At 73.7% G+C, this 18,110-nt stretch carries 10 protein-coding genes; all 10 read left to right on the top strand.

The features are described 5' to 3' along the window. Positions 1-524: 524 nt before the first annotated feature. The 10 genes from BL253_RS20330 (at position 525) to BL253_RS20285 (ending at position 18,059) form a co-directional block, all read left to right on the top strand. Positions 525-1,100 (top strand): TerD family protein, encoded by a 576-nt coding sequence (locus tag BL253_RS20330; RefSeq protein ID WP_076818719.1) that lies wholly within the window; start codon positions 525-527, stop codon positions 1,098-1,100. A gap of 530 nt (positions 1,101-1,630) precedes the next feature. Continuing rightward, positions 1,631-2,782: a DUF475 domain-containing protein gene (locus BL253_RS20325; protein WP_076818774.1), complete on the top strand. Its 1,152-nt coding sequence runs from the start codon at positions 1,631-1,633 to the stop codon at positions 2,780-2,782. Positions 2,783-3,074: 292 nt separating this feature from the next. Beyond that, positions 3,075-3,746, top strand: a complete 672-nt coding sequence (locus BL253_RS20320; protein WP_076818718.1) for a TerD family protein — start codon at positions 3,075-3,077, stop codon at positions 3,744-3,746. Next, positions 3,743-4,663, top strand: coding sequence for a hypothetical protein (locus tag BL253_RS20315; protein WP_076818717.1), 921 nt, complete (start codon positions 3,743-3,745; stop codon positions 4,661-4,663). The genes BL253_RS20320 and BL253_RS20315 overlap by 4 nt, the downstream gene beginning before the upstream one ends. 124 nt (positions 4,664-4,787) lie before the next feature. After that, positions 4,788-6,479, top strand: a complete 1,692-nt coding sequence (locus BL253_RS20310; protein WP_076818716.1) for an Hsp70 family protein — start codon at positions 4,788-4,790, stop codon at positions 6,477-6,479. Positions 6,480-7,221: 742 nt separating this feature from the next. Continuing rightward, positions 7,222-11,715, top strand: a complete 4,494-nt coding sequence (locus tag BL253_RS42365; RefSeq protein WP_076818715.1) for a hypothetical protein — start codon at positions 7,222-7,224, stop codon at positions 11,713-11,715. A 556-nt stretch (positions 11,716-12,271) separates the two neighbouring features. After that, positions 12,272-13,729, top strand: coding sequence for a glycoside hydrolase family 26 protein (locus tag BL253_RS20300; RefSeq protein ID WP_241834963.1), 1,458 nt, complete (start codon positions 12,272-12,274; stop codon positions 13,727-13,729). A gap of 363 nt (positions 13,730-14,092) precedes the next feature. Beyond that, on the top strand, positions 14,093-15,286 hold the full coding sequence (locus tag BL253_RS20295; RefSeq protein ID WP_076818714.1) for an HpcH/HpaI aldolase/citrate lyase family protein: 1,194 nt from the start codon (positions 14,093-14,095) through the stop codon (positions 15,284-15,286). A 131-nt stretch (positions 15,287-15,417) separates the two neighbouring features. Next, positions 15,418-16,824, top strand: a complete 1,407-nt coding sequence (locus BL253_RS20290; RefSeq protein ID WP_420801699.1) for a phosphoribosyltransferase family protein — start codon at positions 15,418-15,420, stop codon at positions 16,822-16,824. Between the two features lie 80 nt (positions 16,825-16,904). Then, a complete protein-coding gene (locus BL253_RS20285; RefSeq protein WP_076818772.1) occupies positions 16,905-18,059 on the top strand; it encodes a cysteine protease StiP family protein in 1,155 nt (384 codons plus the stop codon). Positions 18,060-18,110 lie beyond the last annotated feature (51 nt).

Below are 18,110 nucleotides of genomic sequence, written 5' to 3'. Positions count from 1 at the left end.
GACGGCGCGCGGAGGTCCCTTGGGAGCGAAGCGAGTAAGGGGCCGGAGCGCGCCGCCCGGACGGAGCGAACCATGTCAACCTTCCCGCCCGGCCCCGTCCGACCTCCGCCCACCGCTTCGGCCGGGAGTGAAGGGGCCGGAGCGCGCCGCCCGGACGGAGCGAACCGGCAGCGACCTTCCGCCCCGCCCCGGGGCTTGTTTCGGAGCGAACCGGCAACAACCTTCCTGGCCAACTCTGGTTCGACCATGGCGGCCGGGAGCGATGCGAGGGCGGAGCGAACCGGCAACACGGCGGACCAGGAACGCGCCCCTGGTAATAAGGATCGGCGCGCCGGCCGCGTTGGGAACTTCTGGGCCGTCATCATTCGTATGGCTCGTAGAAGTCCCGGCGGATGCCGCCCAGGCGGGTGAGCGTCCGGTCTGCCCACCTATGGGCATAGGCTGCCGATCACACTGGCAGCGAGCCGGGGCGAGGGTGCTCGGGGCGCCGAAGCCCCGTTCGCACGGACAGCGGGAGGAACACAGTGGGAGTCAGCCTCAGCAAGGGTGGCAACGTCTCGTTGTCGAAGGAGGCACCCGGTCTCACGAGTATGATCGTCGGCCTCGGCTGGGACGCTCGGACGACGACCGGGAGCGACTTCGACCTGGACGCGAGCGCGATCGCCTGCCGCGCCGACGGCCGGGTGCTCTCCGACCAGTACTTCATCTTCTTCAACAACCTGAAGAGCCMGGACGGCGCGATCGAGCACCAGGGCGACAACCTCACCGGTGAGGGCGAGGGTGACGACGAGCAGGTGAAGATCAACCTCGGCAGCCTGCCGGCGGAGATCGACAAGATCGTCTTCCCGGTGTCGATCTATGACGCCGAGGCGCGTCAGCAGAGCTTCGGCCAGGTGCGCAACGCCTTCATCCGGATCGTCAACGACATGGGTGGCGCCGAGATCGCTCGCTACGACCTGTCCGAGGACGCGTCGACCGAGACCGCCATGATCTTCGGTGAGGTCTACCGGCACGGGAGCGACTGGAAGTTCCGTGCGGTCGGCCAGGGCTACGCGACCGGTCTGCGCGGCATCGCGCAGGACTACGGCGTCAACGTCTAGGGCGTCAACGTCCAAGAGGTCCAACGTCTGGAATCCTCCGCGGCCGACGTCTCCGCCGATCGGCGGAGACGGGAGCCCGGTGGCCGGCCGAGAGGGTCAGTCCGGCCGCGTGACAGGCCTTGGGTGCTGCCTCCAGTGATCCGCTGACACGCGGATTCCTGGAGGCGGTGCCCGCGTCGAGGCGTGCCGCGGCGCGCGGTGGAGCCGCCGCTGCGAGAGTGGCCATCCCGGTCGGGACGGTGATTGTTGGCGACGTGTCGCCCGCTTGTCAGCTTTGTCCATGGGGTGCTGGCTACGATGCCGAGAGCCGCGCAAGTACCACGAGCGTGTCGAAGGTCGTTCGGCCGGTGACCAGATCGCCGGAGCCACTCGGCGCCGCCGAGCCCGGACGGACGGCCGGGCGCTCGGGCCGGCGCGACAGACGGCGGCGCCAGTGACGGCGGTGCGGCGGACTCCGGCGGACCGGAGCCGTAGTGCCAGGGCGCCCGCCGGTCACATTCCTCGACCGGTCCGCGGAGGTGCTGGTACTGGTGCACATCTTGCGGATCTTTGGCTGGTCCTTCGCGATAACCGCTGTGGTTGTCGCGGGCGCTGGCGTGCTCGGTGGCTGGCACGCCGCCGCGATCGTGGCGATCCTGGCGGTCCTGGAGATCAGCCTGTCGTTCGACAACGCGGTGATCAACGCGACCATCCTGGGCCGGATGAGCCCAGTCTGGCAGCGGCTGTTCCTCACCGTGGGTGTGCTCATCGCCGTCTTCGGGATGCGGTTGATCTTCCCGATCGTCGTGGTCGCGCTCACCGCCCACCTGGGCCCGGTACAGGTCATCGACCTGGCGGTCAACTCGGACAAGGTGAGCGACGGGTTCACCTATGCCGGCCATCTGCACAACGCCCACCCCGCGATCGCGGCATTCGGTGGCATCTTCCTCTTCATGATCTTCCTGGACTTCATGTTCGACTCCGAGCGTGAGGTCCAGTGGCTGCGCTGGATCGAGGAGCCGCTGCGCAGGGCCGGCCAGCTCGACGTCATTCCGGTGGTGCTTGGGCTGGTCGCGCTGCTCGTCGTCGGTGAGGCCTTCTCCGACGACCACACCGAGCAGGTCCTCGTCTCCGGGCTCGCGGGCCTCGCGACCTATCTGGCCGTGCGCGGTCTGGGTGAGTTCTTCGAGGCGCAGGGGATCGGCGCCGACGAGGACGACGACGACACCGCGGCGGAGCCGGGTGCCGTCGCGGCCACCGGTGCCAAGGGTGGCGGCGTGGTCGTGGCGACGGGGAAGGCGGCCTTCTTCCTCTTCCTCTACCTCGAGGTCCTGGACGCGTCGTTCTCGTTCGACGGCGTCGTCGGCGCGTTCGCCATCTCGCAGAACATCTTCATCATCGCCGCCGGCCTGGGCATCGGCGCGATGTACATCCGGTCGCTCACCGTCTACCTGGTGCGGCAGGGAACGCTGTCGGAGTACGTGTTCCTGGAGCACGGTGCTCACTACGCGATCGGCGCGCTCGCCGTCATTCTCGCCGTGTCGATCGAGACCGAGGTTCCCGAGATCGTCACCGGGCTGATCGGTGTCGCCTTCATCGGTGTCGCTCTGCTGTCGTCGATGCGACACCGCAACGCGAACCGTGACGAGGGCGACGAGGCTGGCGAGCAGGAGGCGCCGGAACCAGTCGGCGCCAAGTCCTGACCGCGCACTGACCACGCGGCCGCCCGAGAAGGCGGGTAACGGTCAGGCAGGACGCGGCCTTCCCATCGGCCATCCGTCCCGTGCCTGTTCACAGGCCGGGCGGGCGGCCGGGTGGGAGCCCTCGCGGGGCAGGGCCGTGACGGCGATACTCCACCACACTCCACCACTTCTACCGCTGTGCAGAATGGTTGGCGGGTCGTCGGGCCGGTGACGGCCGGGAGGTCTGCCCCCGGGCCGCCCCGGACTCCCCGATCTGACGGGCCGCCGCGGACGACACCGCAAAGGAGCGGACATGGCAATTGACTACTCGAAGCGTCCGAGCGACACGCCTGGCGCGGCGCCCGGCGTGTCCCTGAGCAAGGTCACCCTCACCAAGTCCGCCCCCTCCGTGTCGCTCTCCAAGCAGGGCGGCGGCGGGCGGCTGCACGTCAACCTCAACTGGAACACGGGCTCCGCCCCGCAGAAGGGCGGCTTCCTCAAGCGCGTGCTCGGCGCGAACGGCGGGATCGACCTCGACCTCGCCGCCATGTTCGAGCTGGCCAACGGCCAGTCCGGCGTGGTGCAGGCCCTGGGCAACAGCTTCGGGTCGTTCGACGCGCCGCCCTTCGTCGTGCTGGACGCCGACGACCGGACGGGGTCGGCGGTCGGCGGTGAGAACCTCTACGTGAACCTGGCGCAGGCGGCCAACATCCGCCGGGTCCTGATCTTCGCCTTCATCTACGAGGGCGTCGCGTCCTTCGACCAGGCCGACGCGGTCGTGACGCTGACCCCGGCGCAGGGCGCGCCGATCGAGGTCCGTCTCGACGAGAAGGCGGGCGGCTCCCGGATGTGCGCGATCGCGCTGCTCACGAACAACGGCGCCGGCGACTTCACGGTCAGCCGGGAGGTCAAGTACGTCGGCGGCCATCGCCAGCTCGACGCCCTGTACAACTGGGGCCTGAACTGGACGCCGGGCCGGAAGTGACCGAGCCGCACTCCCGTCGCCGTCGAGAGCGGTCCGGCCGCTGGTTTCCCGGGCTGGACCCTCTCGGGCCGTCCGGACAGAGCCAGGGCGCCGGCCCGGACGACGACGGCGACGCGGCGGGGCTCCCCGGAATGGGGAGCCCCGGTGCCCCGACGACGCTGCCGATCATGTCGGCGTCGGACGGGGCACGCGGCAAGCCCACGGCCGGGAACGCCGTGGACATCTCCCCGATCTCGAACCCGCGAGGCATGTCGGGCAGGTCCGGTGGGGCCATCGACGGCCGGCCGTCGTTCGAGGGCGGCCCTTACGACAGCTACGACCCGGTCGACGAACCGACGAACGGCGGCCCGGACTGGGGCGCGCCCGCCCAGCGGCCCCTCACGCCCCCTGGCGGCGAGCGTGTGGCCGGCGGGATGCCGGGTGGGCTCGCCGTGGGCCCGCCGACGCCGCCGGGTGGCGCCGCCGGTGACCTGGTCGAGCAGCTGGGCGTGCTCGCCCGCCGGGTCGACGAGCTCGCGCGGCTGCGCCGGCACGACGTCGAGATGGTTGACCGGCTGCACGAGGAGAACACCCGGCTGCGCCAGGGCGAGCTGACCGAGGCGATGACCCCGCTGCTGCGCGGCCTGATCAGGCTGCACGACCAGATGTCCAGCCTCGGCGCGGACGATCCGCAGAGCGTCGCCGGGATCCTGCGCAAGCAGCTTCTGCAGGTACTCGACATCACCGCCGACGTGCGGCCCTACATCGCCGTGCCCGGCAGCCCGTTCGATCCGACGCGCCACCTCGCGCTGCGCGGCATCGGGACCGACGAGCCGGCGCGCGACCGCACGATCGCCCGCGGCGTCCGGCCTGGCTTCGTCCGCGGCACCTCGACCGTGCTGCGCCCCGCCGAGGCCGAGGTCTACCGCCACCGGTAGAACTTGGGGCAGAGCTGGCCGGGTGGGTTGGTGACAGTCGGCCGGGACGTGCTGGGTACAAAGGGATAGACAAGGCGAGCCGGCGACCGTAACGGGCGCGGGGCGTCGGAAGGGACGGTGCGGCGTGGCGGAGGGTGACGGCGCCCGGGGCGCCAAGGTCTTCGGGATCGACCTGGGTACGACGTACTCGTGTATCGCGCGGCTGGACGAGTACGGCCGGCCTGACGTGATCCGCAACATCGAGTCGCAGCCGACCACCCCGTCGGTGGTGCTGTTCGACGAGGGTGCCGACAGTCAGGTCTCGTTCGTCGTCGGCACCCAGGCCAAGCGGCAGCTGCGCATCCGGCCGGACGACGTGGCGAGCCTGGTCAAGCGGCACATGGGCACGTCCGACTGGCGGTTCGTCGCGCACGGCGTCGAGTACACGTCGGCCGCCGTCTCCAGCCTCGTCCTCAAGGCGCTGGTCTCGGACGCCGAGCGGGCCACCGGCGGCCCGGTGACCGACGTCGTCATCACCGTGCCCGCCTACTTCGGCGACGAGGAGCGCAAGGCGACCAAGCTCGCGGGCGAGCTCGCCGGGCTCAACGTCGTCGACATCATCAACGAGCCCACGGCCGCCGCGTTCGCGTACGGGTTCGCCCAGGACGGCAAGGCGGAGTCGACCGTCCTCGTCTACGACCTCGGCGGCGGCACCTTCGACACGACGGTGATCCGGCTGCGCGAGGGCGGCATCACGGTCGTCGCCACCGACGGCGACCACGAGCTCGGCGGCGCCGACTGGGACCTGGAGCTGGTCCGCCACCTCGCCCGCCGGTTCGTCGAGGCGCAGCCCGACGCCGGCGACCCGCTCGACGACGTCTACGACGAGCAGGAGCTGCTCACGTCCGCCGAGGACACGAAGCTCGCGCTGTCGGGCCGGGAGAGCGTCGACGTCCTCGTGGTGCACGGCGGCCGGCGCACCAGCGTGCAGGTGACCAGGGCGGCCTTCGAGGAGCTCACCAAGCCGCTGCTCGACCGCACCATCGAGCTCACCGGCTCGGTGCTGGGCCGGGCGAGGGAGAAGGGTGTCGAGAAGATCGACACCTGCCTGCTCGTGGGTGGCATGAGCAAGTCGCCGGCGGTCGCCCGGCGGCTCGCGGAGGAGTTCGGCCTGGTCTGCAAGCTGGTCGACCCGGATCTCGCCGTCGCCAAGGGCGCGGCGGTCTACGGCCAGAAGAAGGCGCTGGAGCGCGCCGTCCACGACGACCTGGTCAAGGCCGGGCGGATCGGGGCCGACGACGATCTCACCGCTGCCTCGGACGCGGACATCGCGGCGGCGGCGGCCGAGCGGGCGGGAGAGGTGGGCCTGCCGGCGGCGGCGGTCGCCGGCCTCGTGCGCACCACCGTCACCAACGTCACGTCGCGCGGCTTCGGGATCTTCGCCGAGGACCGGGGCCGGCCGGTGGCGGCCTTCCTCGCTCACCAGAACGACCCGTTGCCGATCTCGGTGACCAGGACCTTCTACACCGTCACCGACGACCAGACCGAGGTCGACATCCGGGTCTTCGAGCAGGGCACCGCGGTCGCGTCGCCCGTCATCGAGGACAACAAGGTCATMGTCGCCGACGCGCTGCGCGGCATCCCGTCCGGCCATCCCAGGGGCACGCCCGTCGAGGTGAGCTTCGTGATGGGCCGCGACCAGACGATCGAGGTACGCGCGACGCATCCGGGCACCCCGGAGCCGCTGGTGCTGCGGGTCACCGCCGGCGTGGGCAGCGAGGCGCTGCGCACCGCCGAGGCCGAGAAGGTCGGCAAGCTCATCGAGCGCCGCGAGTAGCTGTATCTCTGGTTCGCTCCGTGCGGGCACGGCGCTACGGCCCCTTACTCGCTTCGCTCCCAAGGGACCTCCGCGCCGTGTCCTCCTGCGCTCACGTGCCCTTCGGCGACCTCGCTGCGGCCCGGCCATGGTCGCTGCGCTCCATGGCCGGGCCTCCGCGAGGTGCGCCTTCGGGCCAGCCCGGTGGCGTTGCGCTGCGACGTCACCAGTCCGGGTCCGGCCGCTGGCCGGCCGTGACCCCCGGCACGAGCGCAGCGAGGTGTCCCCGAACACCGGCCCTCAGCCGGGTTCCGGAACGCTCCAGCGCAAGGTGACCGTGCTGGGCGCGGAGGCGCGCCTCGCGTAGGCCCGGCCCCGGAGCGAAGCGATCGGGGTTGGGCCGCGGCGAGGTCGCCGGAGCGCCCGTGAGCGCAGGAGGACGCGGCGTGGAGTGGTCGTCCGAGCCGCCAGGCGAGGACGGCCGCGGAGCGCCGCGCCCGGACGGAGCGAACCAGAAACAGAGCGAACCAGAAACGGAGAAACCCGTTGCATCGCCGGTCTGGGCGGTCCGTAACCTGGGTGACGTATGGAAGCGGCCGCCGGGGCGTCGGTCTGGTGCCGTCGAGTGACGTCGCCCGGTTGACGGTGGCGGCGCGATCGCGAGGCCCGGCAGTCGGGCGGCTGCCCGTCCGGTTCTGATGGTGGTGGATGTACGGGGCGGCTGGCGCCCGCTCGCTCGGCACAGCGTTACATGAGGTGAGGCGTGAGCGCGGCGTTTGATGGCAGCGGTTACCGCCAGCGGGTGCTGGCGGTGCTGCGCGCGCGCTCTCCGCTGCGGCTCGACGACCCGTTCTTCGTCGCCGACCTCGATCCCGAGGGCGGCGACACCGACGCCGAGGTACAGGCGAGGCTCGCTCGGGTGCTCGCGTTCCTGCAGCGGGAGCGCAGCTCGGCGAAGTACGCGACGCTCGCCGCGGAGCTCGTCCGCCGGCGGGCGGAGTGGGAGGCGCCGCTGCGCGACGCCGAGGCGCGGGAGCGGACCCGCCAGCGCGTCATCGAGGCTCGCCGGGACGGCGACACCGAGCGGCTCGCCAAGGTCGACGGCTACCTGGCCACTGTCCGCGAGCGGTTCGGCGGCATCCCGATCTCCCGGGTCGAGGGCCTGCGCCGCCTCGCCGCCCAGGCCGGGGTGGTCGGCGAGCGCTTCGACGCGCGGCTCGCCAGGGAACGGCTCATCGACGACGCCGCCGGGGTGGGCGTCGCGCCGCTGCCCGCCGACGCGCGCGGCCAGATCCGGGAACGGCTCGACGAGCTGCGGGCGCTGCGCCGCGGCGACCACACCTCGACCGCCTCGCTGTGGGCCTTCCTCGGGGTGTCGCCTGACGGGCCGCCCGCGCGGCTCGTGGCCGCCTACGAGGCTGTCGCGGCGGTGAACGCCCGCCGGCCGCACGACCGGGAGAAGACGGTCACCGCGGACCTCCTCGCGCTGGTCCGCACCCGCCTGCTGGAGGGCGACCCGGCCGCCTACACCGCGGGCCTGCTCGCCGACGCGGCCGACGAGCTGCGCGCCGCGGTGGAGGAGCACGTCCTGCTCGACGGCGAGATCACCGCGGTCGCCTTCGAGGGCCTGATGCGCCGGACGCTGGGCGCCGGCCGTGGCCTGTCGGCGGCCCAGGTCAGATCCGTCGTGCTGGGCCTGGCCCGCGACCTGGGCGTCCCGGTGAGCACCGGCGCGACGGTCGACTTCGTCGTCTGCCCCGGCTGCGGGCGTCCGGAGCCGGTCGGCGAGGTCCGGGTCTGCCGGTACTGCGACACGGATCTCTACGTCGTCTGCCCCACCTGCGGGCGACTCACCGAGGCGGCGGCCGTCGTCTGCCGGCAGTGCGGGCAGAGCCTGCGCCAGTCCAGGGACGCGACGGAGGCGCTCACCGCCATCCGCCGCGCGCTCGACGACGGCCGGCCGGCCGAGGCGGTCGAGCTGGTCGGCCGGGCACGGCCGGCGCTCGCCGCCGTGGGTGCCCCCGCCGTCGCAGCCGGCGACGAGCTCGCCGCGCGCGTGGCCGCCGCGCTCGCCGCCGCCGACGCGGGATGGCGGGCGCTCGCGGATGACCGTGCCGCGGGCCGGGCCGAGGCCGCGCTGGAGCAGGCGCGCTGGCTGGTCGCGCAGGCGGCCGACGTGCCCGGCCCGGACGGCCGAGGCGCCGCCGAGGTCCTCGAAGAGCTGACCATGGCCCAGGCGATGATCCGGCGACGGGTGGACGCGGCGCTCGCGTTGCCGCCGGCGGCGCGGGAGGCCGCGCTCGTCGCCGTGCTGGCCAGCGCCTCCGACAGCCCGGAGGCCCTCGCGGCACTGGCCGCGCTCCCGCTCGCGCCGCCGGTCGACCTGGCCGCGATGCCGGCCGGGGGTGCCTCCTCGGGCGCCGCCGGGGCGGTCCTGCTGCGCTGGCGGGCCGCCGACACCGCGACGCCGCTGTCGTTCCGGGTGGACCGGGTGGTCGCCGGGACGCTCGGCGCCCCGCCGGCCCGCTTCGCCCTGGGCACCACCACGGCGATGGAGCTGACCGATGCCGGCGCGCCCGCGTGGACGCCGGTGTACTACGAGGTGACGGCGGTCTCCGGCAGCCGCCACTCGCCGGTCGCGCGGACCGCGCCGCTGGTCCTCAGCCGGGACGTCGAGGGGCTCCGGGCCCAGCAGACCACGGACGGCGTCCGGCTGACCTGGCGTCTGGAGGGCCCGGTCCAGCTGGTGACCGTCGAGCGGGCGGTCGAGGCGGTCGAGCAGCTCGACCCGATGGAGGCGCTGGACGACGGGGGCGCCGGACCGCCCACCGCGGGGCTCGCGGTCGGCGACGGGGAGCCCCGGGACGTGGACCGGTCGGTCCGGCACACCCGGGTCAGCGGCGGGGTGCTGACCGATCCGGACGTGCAACCAGGCGTCACCTACCGTTATCGGTTGTCGGTGGAGTACGTCGAGGGAGGCGGCTCGCCGGCCCGTACGCCGGGTGTGGAGACCTCGGTCGCGGTGGCGCTGCGGCCGCGGCCGGTCCTCGACCTGTCCGTCGCGTTCGCGGGTGGCGAGACCATGCTGCGCTGGACGGCGCTTCCCGGTTCGGACGTGCGGATCTACGCCACGTCGGGCGTGTTGCCGGACACGGCCACGCCGACCACCGGCCGGTACCCCACCCAGCCATCCCCCCCGGCAGGGCCGTTCGGGCCGGAGAACGCCGACCTGCCGCTGGGCGCCGCCACGGGTCCGGCCCGCCTCGTCGGCGCGAGCCGGCGCGGCCGGCTGCTGGACTCGGCCGCGGTCGGTCCGGTGATCTACACCCCGGTCAGCGTTCTCGGCGGCAGGGGTGTCGTCGGCCGGCCGGTCCAGCATGTGGCCCCCGGCGGGGTGACGGAGCTGCGCGTCGAGGACCGGGGCGACGAACTGGTGCTGTTCTTCCGTCTCGCGCCTGGGCTCACCGAGGCCAGGGTGCTCTGGCGGCGCGACCGGATGCCGACCGGCCCGGACGATCCCGTGGCCTCGGCCGCGACGGTGACCATCGCGGGTCTCGCCCTGCGCGGTGGAGGCTGGCGGCTCGCCGCGCCGCGCGATGGCTGGCCGTACTACGTGTCCTGCTTCCCGGTGTTCCGGGTGAACGGCCAGCCGCGTGCCGCGTCCGCCGGCGCCGAGCTGCTCGCCCGGGCGCCCGCCGTGCCACTTCCGGCCGGCGGGATCGGCACGGGCCCGATGGCCGTACCGGGAGCTCCGGCCGCGCAGGAGGCGTCCTACCTCACGCCACTGCCGCCCGCCTCCACGACCGGAGCGTTGCCTGCTCCCACCGGGGCCATGCCGGTGCCGTCCCCCGCCAGCGCCGCGCTGCTGCTCCCGTCGGCGACGTCGGCGATGCCCATGGCACCGGCGCGTGGCCATGCGTGGCCATCCGGTGCGATGCCGCCGCCCGGCGCGATGCCGCCGCCCGCGACGGCACCGGTCGCCGCCCGGCCGCCGGCCGCTCTGGGCGGTGCGCCCGTGCCCGCCGGGGCGCCGGTGTCCTCCTCGGGCGCCGCGCCGCCGCCGTCTCCCGCCGTGATGCCGCAGGCGCCGCCCCCGGCGGTTCCGCTCGTACCGCCGCCTGCCGGGATGCCGCCGACGGGGACGCCAGGCGCCACGGCGCCCGGAGCGCCGCCGCCCATGCCGTCCCTGGGCCAGGGGCAGGCCTCGGCGCCGGTCCCCGGTCCGCCTCCCGCTCCGGCGGCCGGGCCCGGGGTACCGCCAGGGCCGCGAGGTCAGGCCGCACCCACCGGGCCGTTGCCGCCGATGGTGAACCCGCCGACGTCGGGCTCCGGACTGCCTGTCGTGCCCCGGCCGGAAGCGCCCGTCCAGCCCGGCCAGCTCGTCCAGCCCGGCCAGGAGCCGCCTCCCGCGCCCATGCCGTCCGCTCCACCCGTTCCGTCGCACCAGCCAGGGCCGTCGTCGCCCGGGTCCGACGCGGGCGCGTGGCCGGGCCAGGGAGGCTGGGCGGGCCCGGCGGCACCGCCTCAGGGCCTGGCGGGACTGGCCGCCCTGCCGCCGTGGATCCCCGCCACTCCGACGGGCGGCGCGGCTGGCTGGGATGGGCACCTTCCGGCGCTCGGCGCGCCTGCCTGGCCCGCGCCCGCGAATGGCCCGGCGTCCGCCCCGCGGCCTGGCTGGACGCTGCCGGCGATGCAGGGTGGCCTGTTCGCCGCGGCCGGTCCGGACGGCCAGTTCGGTGACGGTGCCGGGATGCCGGAGCACGCCGGGTACCAGGACCAGCTGACCCTGTCGCCACCGGAGGACCTCACCGGGCCTGACACCGGCCCATCGCCGACGGGCCATCCCGACGACAGGTTCGACGACGGCGCCGGAATGACCGGGGCGTCAGACGAGGACGCGGACGACGACCCGGCCGACGAGCCGGCGGAGGGTGGCTCGGGGGAGCCCTGGGCGGCCTACTCGGTCACCCGCGCCGGCTGGCGGCGGCGAGTCCTGCGGGTGAGGGTCCGCAGCGGGGGCACGGTGCCCGAGCTGGTGCTCGTCGCCCGCCCCGGGACGCTGCCGCCGGCGGAGCTCGCGCAGGGACAGGCGCTCGCCCGGCTCGCGCCGTCCGCGCAGCGCGTCACCCGGACCATGGAGGTCCGTCTCGACGGCGCCCTGCTGCCCTGGGGGATCAGGGTGCTGCCCGTGGCTGACGGCGCGGACGACCCGGTCACGGTCGAGCACCCGCCGGACGACGCACTCGTGATCCGTTAGACGGGCTGGGCTGGGCGGGAGCGGGCCGTGAGGGGTGCACGCGGCCAGGGCCGGTCGAGGGCGGGGCACTGACGTGGCCCACATGGTTGATCCATGGTTGATCTGACGTAGCTTCCCGGTTGATTTTCGGGGGCGGTTGGCGAGCTTTTGCCGGAATCGCGGCGCACATGCGGACAGGCATCCCGAAATGTCCGGAAGTGTTTTCCCATGGCCGCTGCCGCTCGCATGGGCGTGGCGATTACCATGCTTGTGATCAAGTATTGCCGTGTATCCGAGGGTGCGCCGGTATTCGGCACGTCGTCCAGGGCCACGGTGGCGGGCGCCGTTTGGGAGGGCCGTTACGGCCGCTCCGGAGGGGACGGGGCCACGCGCCGCTGCCCGTGACGTGCGCCGACACCTCCGGGTGCTCCACACCCACGGCGGAAGGACGAGTCGGCGCCACGCGGTCGCCGCCTCGCCCGCCACGACCGAAAGGCAGCGCGTTCGCATGGCCTTGGCAGACAACGGTCGCCTGTCCCCTCCGGCGAGCCGTCCGGTTCAGCGAGCCGTCGATTCCATGCCCGCCGTAGCGGCGGGCGGACACACCTGGCGCCGTTCCCACCGGCGCCGCTTCCGCCGACGTGAGCTCGCCGCGCTGGCGAGCGTCTTCGCCGTCGCGCTGCTGACACTCACGGTGCCCGGCGTGACGGCCGCTTCGGCCACCACCACCCCACCGGCGACCACGCCGCCGGCCGCCTCCCCGTCCGCCGCGGCACCACTCGACCAGAGCGGGCAGACCAGCGGGGTGGCCGCCGTGCCGACCCTGGCGATCGTGCTGTTCGACGGCGACGTCGTGCTCGTCGGCGGCCGCGGCTTCCTTCCCGGCCAGAACGTGAAGATCGAGGCGACCACCGAGCAGCTTGGCGGCTCGGCCTCCATGAAGGCCGGGGGCGACGGCCGGGTGCTGCTCGGCTTCCAGGTGCCGGCCGGCTTCGCCGGAAAAGTGTCGGTGACCGCCAGTCAGGGCACGCGGACGGCCTCCGGTGAGCTGACCGTGGGCACCCCAACGCCGGCGCCGACGCCGACGATCACGCCGAGCCTGCCCGCGGGCGCGCCCGAGACGACGAGCAAGCTGGACACCGCCGGCAAGCTGTCCGGGCTTCCCTGGATGTCGGGTGTCCATCCGGCGAACGAGCTGCAGCCCTACCTGGACTTCGGCACGTGGCGAGGCCGGCAGGTCGACCTCGCCCACGTGTTCACGGTCCGTGAGCAGGGCTGGGACCCGATCGTCGAGCCGAACTGGCCGGTGAACGACTTCGCCAGCTTCCCCGGCAAGCTGGTGATCAGCCAGCCGCTGTACCCGGAGGGCGTCGGCAACAACGCCGAGTGCGCGACCGGTGCCTACAACGACCAGTGGAAGCGGTTCGGCGCCTTCCTGGTGAGCAAGAACCGCGCCGACACGATCGTGCGGATCGGCTGGGAGTTCAACGGCTGGTTCATGTACTGGCACGTCGACCCCGACCCGACGAACTGGGTGAAGTGCTTCCAGAACGTCGCGAGCGCGATCCGGTCCACCGACCCGGACGTCAAGATCGACTGGACGTTCAACGCCCACGGCTCGCCGGTCCCGGACGGGGGCACGCCCTGGCCCGCCTACCCCGGCGACGAGTACGTCGACTACATCGGGATCGACCCGTACGACATGTTCCCGCCGTCGCCCGACGAGGCGACGTTCGACCGGCAGTGCAACGACCCGAACGGGCTCTGCTACGCGGCCGGGTTCGCCCGGGAGCACGGCAAGAAGCTCTCCGTCGGTGAGTGGGGCGTCACGTCCTGCTCCGGCGACCCCGGCGGCGACAACCCGCTCTACATCAAGAAGATGTGGGAGGCGTTCGTCGCCAACAAGGACGTCATGGGCTACGAGTCGTACTACGACGACCCGATGCCGAACAACGTCTGTTCCACGATCCTGAACGGCGGGGTGAACCCGAACTCGTCCGCCGAGTACAAGAAGCTCTGGGACGCCGGGGTCTAGCGGTCGCGCCACCCTGCGAGCCGGTCCGCCCCGCGGCGGACCGGCTCCCAGGGGTATGGCGACGTCGCGGCGTCGCGGAGAGTAGTCATCCGGTGATCGTCGCGTTGTCGCGGATGGCGACCGGGCGGATGCCGATCGGATCCGTGATCGGCTGCGCCGGCTTGGTACGGAACGGCGGCATTACGGACAAATGTCTGAAAGACATCAGTAGGACGTTTCCCAGCGTTCCACCCCTTCTGGAAGGTACGTTCCGACGCGTCGGACGTTCTCGCAGGTCCGGCGGCGCGCGAGCGCATCCCGGCGGGAACACGCCGAGCCGCGCGCCCAGTGGCGAGGCCCGTCGAGCTAGAAGGAGCCGCTGCGGTGCGACACTTCGCCTTCCTCGACTCGGCGGCCAGTGACGCGTTGTTCCACCTGCCGCCCGTCGAGATCACCCGCGACGACGACCGGCGGATGGTCGCGACGGCACTCGGCGCCACGCTGTACGCGCCGGGAACCCGGCCGCGGCTCGCGGACGACGTGCGCCGCCAGTCAGCCGCTGGTGTCGCGTCGATGGTGCTCTGCCTCGAGGACGCGATCGCCGACCACGAGGTGGCGGCGGCGCAGGCGAACGTGATGCGCGCCCTCAACCAGCTGGGCGACGAGCCGCCCCGCGTCGGTGACCATCCCGGCATGCTGTTCGTGCGGGTGCGCGCGGCCGAGCAGATCCCCGCCCTCATCGCCGGGCTCTCGGCCCCGGCGGCGGACGTGCTGACCGGCTTCGTGCTGCCGAAGTTCGTCGAGGACAGCGGCGAACCGGCGCTGGAGGCGGTGCTGCGGGCCAGCGACACGATCGGCCGTCCCCTGTGGGCCATGCCCGTGCTGGAGAGCCCGGAGGTCATCTACCGGGAGACCCGGCTGGAGACGCTGCTCGGCGTGCGCCGCCTGCTCGACAAGCACGCCGACCATGTGCTGGCGGTGCGCCTCGGCGCCACGGACCTCTCCGGGCTCTACGGGCTGCGCCGCGACCGCGACCTGACCATCTACGACATCGCCGTGGTGCGCGACTGCATCGCCGACATCGTCAACGTCTGCGGCCGCGGCGGTGACCATGTCGTCACGGGGCCGGTCTGGGAGTACTTCGCCCAGCCCGAGCGGCTGTTCCTCAGCACGCTGCGGGTCACCCCGTTCGCCACGGCGGACCTCGCGGACCCGGACGTCCAGGGCCCCGCGCTGCGCCAGGACCTCGTCTCCGCCGACCTCGACCGGTTGATCAAGGAGGTCGTGCTGGACAGGGCGAACGGCCTGATCGGCAAGACCGTCATCCATCCCAGCCATGTCRCCGCCGTCCACGCCCTCTACGTCGTGACCCACGAGGAGTACGAGGACGCGCAGACGGTCCTCGCCGGCGAGTCGGGCGGCGTCCAGCCGAGCCGCTACGCGAACAAGATGAACGAGCTGCGCCCGCACCGGATCTGGGCCCAGACCGTGACCAGGCGCGCCGCCGCCTTCGGGGTGCTGCGCGAGGGCCACACCTTCGTCGACGTGCTCGCGGCCAGCCAGGCGGTGGCGGCTTGACGCCGCCGGCACCTGGCGGCTCGGCACCTGGCGGCTCGGCACCCGCGGCCGGGAGGGCCGGCGACGCTGTGGTGGGCGTCTCGGAGCCAGGCGGTTCCATGGCCGGCCGATTCGCGGATGGTGGTCCAGTGCTGGACAGCTTCCCGCTCGCGGGCCTGGCGGACCGTTCTCCCGCGAGCCCATGGCCGCCGGCCGGGAACGGGGACGACGACGGCTGGCTGTGGGCGGCGCTGGGACTGGCGGCCGAGGTGACCGAGGACGTCACCGGTACCGGGCTGGGCGGCATTGTCGGCCTCGCGCTGCGGCGCAACCCGCGCCGCGCCCACCTGCTGGTCAGCCGGGTGCTCGGCAAGCACCTGCCGGTCCGGCCCGAGGTCGCGCTCGCCGCGGCCGCCGCCCTCGCCGCCAGGGCGCGCGACGTCTCGGCCGTCGGCCGCACCGGCGGCGCGCCGTTCGTCCTCGGCTACTGCGAGACGGCGACCGCCCTTGGACACGCGGTGGCCGACGGCTTCGCCGACGCCGACTACCTGCACACCACCCGCCGCGCGGTCGCGGGGATGCGCTCCGAGCTGGAGCTCGCCGAGACGCACTCCCACGCCGTGCACCACTGGCTGCTGCCCGCCGATCCGCGCCTGCTGACCGACCCGCGCCCGCTGCTGCTCGTCGACGACGAGCTGTCCACCGGCAACACGGCGCTCGGCACGATCCGGGCGCTGCACGCGCTCGCCCCGCGCCCCGCCTACACGGTGGCGACGCTGCTGGACGCGCGGCCGGCGGCCTCGCGGGCGCGCTTCGACGAGGTGGCGGACGAGCTGGGCGTGCCCGTCGACGTCGTCTCGCTGGTGTCCGCGACGGTCGCGGTGCCGCCCGACGTGGCCGACCGTGCCCGGGCGCTGCGGGAACGCCATGGCGCCGTGGCGGGCGGCGCCGCCCCCGCGAGCGGCGACCTGGGTGGCGACGTGGGTGACACGCCCGGCGGCCCGGCGCTGACCGGGCTGGGCCCGGCGGGGCGGGTGACGTGGCTGCGCCCGCCCTGGCCGGCCGGGCTGCCCGACGGCGGGCGGCACGGCTGGGCGCCGCGCCATCGCGGGCCGCTCGAGGAGACGGTCGGGGACGTGGCCGCCGCCATCGCGGACCGGCTGGTCGAGCCGGGCGGGCGGACGCTCGTGCTGGGGACGGAGGAGCTCATGTACACCCCGATGCGGCTTGCCGCGGCGCTCGGCCGGGTGACCGGYGGCGACGTGCGCTACCAGTCGACGACCCGGTCGCCGGTGCACCCGCTCGACGTGCCCGGCTACGCGATCCGGTGCGCGCTGGAGTTCCCCGCGCCGGACGACCCCGGTCGCGTCAGCCAGGTCTACAACGTCGCGCCCGGTCGCTACGACGACATCGTCGTGGTCGTCGACGACGGCACGGACGCGGCCGCGCCGGCCGCGGGCGATGGCCCGGCCCCCGCCGGCATGGTCGAGGTACTGCGCCGCTGCGCGCCGGTCACCGTCGTCACGCTGCCGTCGTTCGTCCCGGCGGGCGCCCGGTGACCGCCACGACCGCGGCGACACCGGCCGCCGGCCGGCCCGCCGCCGGCCCGGTCCCAGCGGACGCGCCGCCCGGCGCGGGCCTGCCTGGCACGATCGGCTCCGGCTCCTATGACCCGGCGGACGTCACGTTCCTGCTCAAGGACCTCTCCGCCGTCGCCCTCGAGCGGCCCACCGAGGACCGCGAGGAGGACATGCAGCGCGGCCGGCACTACTCCGAGGACCTGCCGGTCGAGTACCAGCCGGACGACGGCTACCTGGAGCTGTACCACCAGGCCCTGGAGCGCTCGGCGACCAGGGTGGCGCTGGCCGCCGGCCTCGTCTCCGAGCTGGTCCGGGTCGCGAAGCCCGCGCCGGTTCTGGTCTCGATCGCCAGGGCCGGCACGCCGATCGGCATCCTGATGCGCCGCTGGTACGCCTTCCGYTACGGCCTCGACGTGCCGCACTACGCGATCTCGGTGATCAAGGACAGGGGCGTCGACCTCAACGCGGTCCGCCACCTCACCGCCCGCCACGACCCGGCCGCGCTGCAGTTCGTCGACGGCTGGACGGGCAAGGGCGTGATGACCCGGGTGCTCACCGAGACGGTCGTCCCGCTCGGCCTCGACGACACTCTGGCGGTGCTCGCGGACCCGGCCCGGTGCGTGCCGCTCTACGGCACCCGCGACGACTTCCTCATCCCCAGCGCCTGCCTGAACTCCACGGTCAGCGGGCTGGTCAGCCGGACGGTGCTGAACGCCGAGCACATCGGCCCGGACGACTTCCACGGCGCGAAGTACTACCGCGACCTGGAGGCGCACGACCTGTCCCGCCACTTCGTCGAGACGGTCGTCGCCCGGTTCGCCGACGTCGCCGACGAGGTCGCCGAGACCTGGCCCCGGCTGTGGGCCGGCGACCGGGCCCCGACCTGGGAGGGCTGGGCCGCCGTCGAGCGGATCGCCGAGCGGTACGACATCCCCGACGTGGCGATGGTGAAGCCAGGCGTCGGCGAGGCGACCAGGGTGCTGCTGCGCCGGGTGCCGTGGCGGGTGCTGATCGCCCCCGGCCGGGCCGGCGAGCTCGCGCACGTGCTCGCCCTGGCCGAGGCGCGCGGCGTGCCGGTCGAGGAGATGCCCGGCCTGCCGTTCTCCTGCGTCGGCCTCGTCCGCCCGGTGCGCGCCGACGGGGAGGCCCCGGAGTTCCACACGGCGCAGTCCCGGTACCGCCCCGCCGCGTCCCCCCAGGCCAACGGCTCGTGACCGACGCAGCCGTGACCGACGCAGCCGTGACCGACGCAGCCGTGACCGACG

It is taken from the genome of Pseudofrankia asymbiotica (genome assembly GCF_001983105.1).
Classification (GTDB): Bacteria; Actinomycetota; Actinomycetes; order Frankiales; family Frankiaceae; genus Pseudofrankia; species Pseudofrankia asymbiotica.
Note: the sequence above shows the minus strand (reverse complement) of the source record. Positions and strands in the feature narration are given on the sequence as shown.

Bases quoted from the DNA above. Each gene is read 5' to 3' on its own strand.
- BL253_RS20300 (WP_241834963.1), top strand. From the start codon at position 12,272: ATGCCCGCCGTAGCGGCGGGCGGACACACCTGGCGCCGTTCCCACCGG.
- BL253_RS20320 (WP_076818718.1), top strand. From the start codon at position 3,075: ATGGCAATTGACTACTCGAAGCGTCCGAGCGACACGCCTGGCGCGGCG.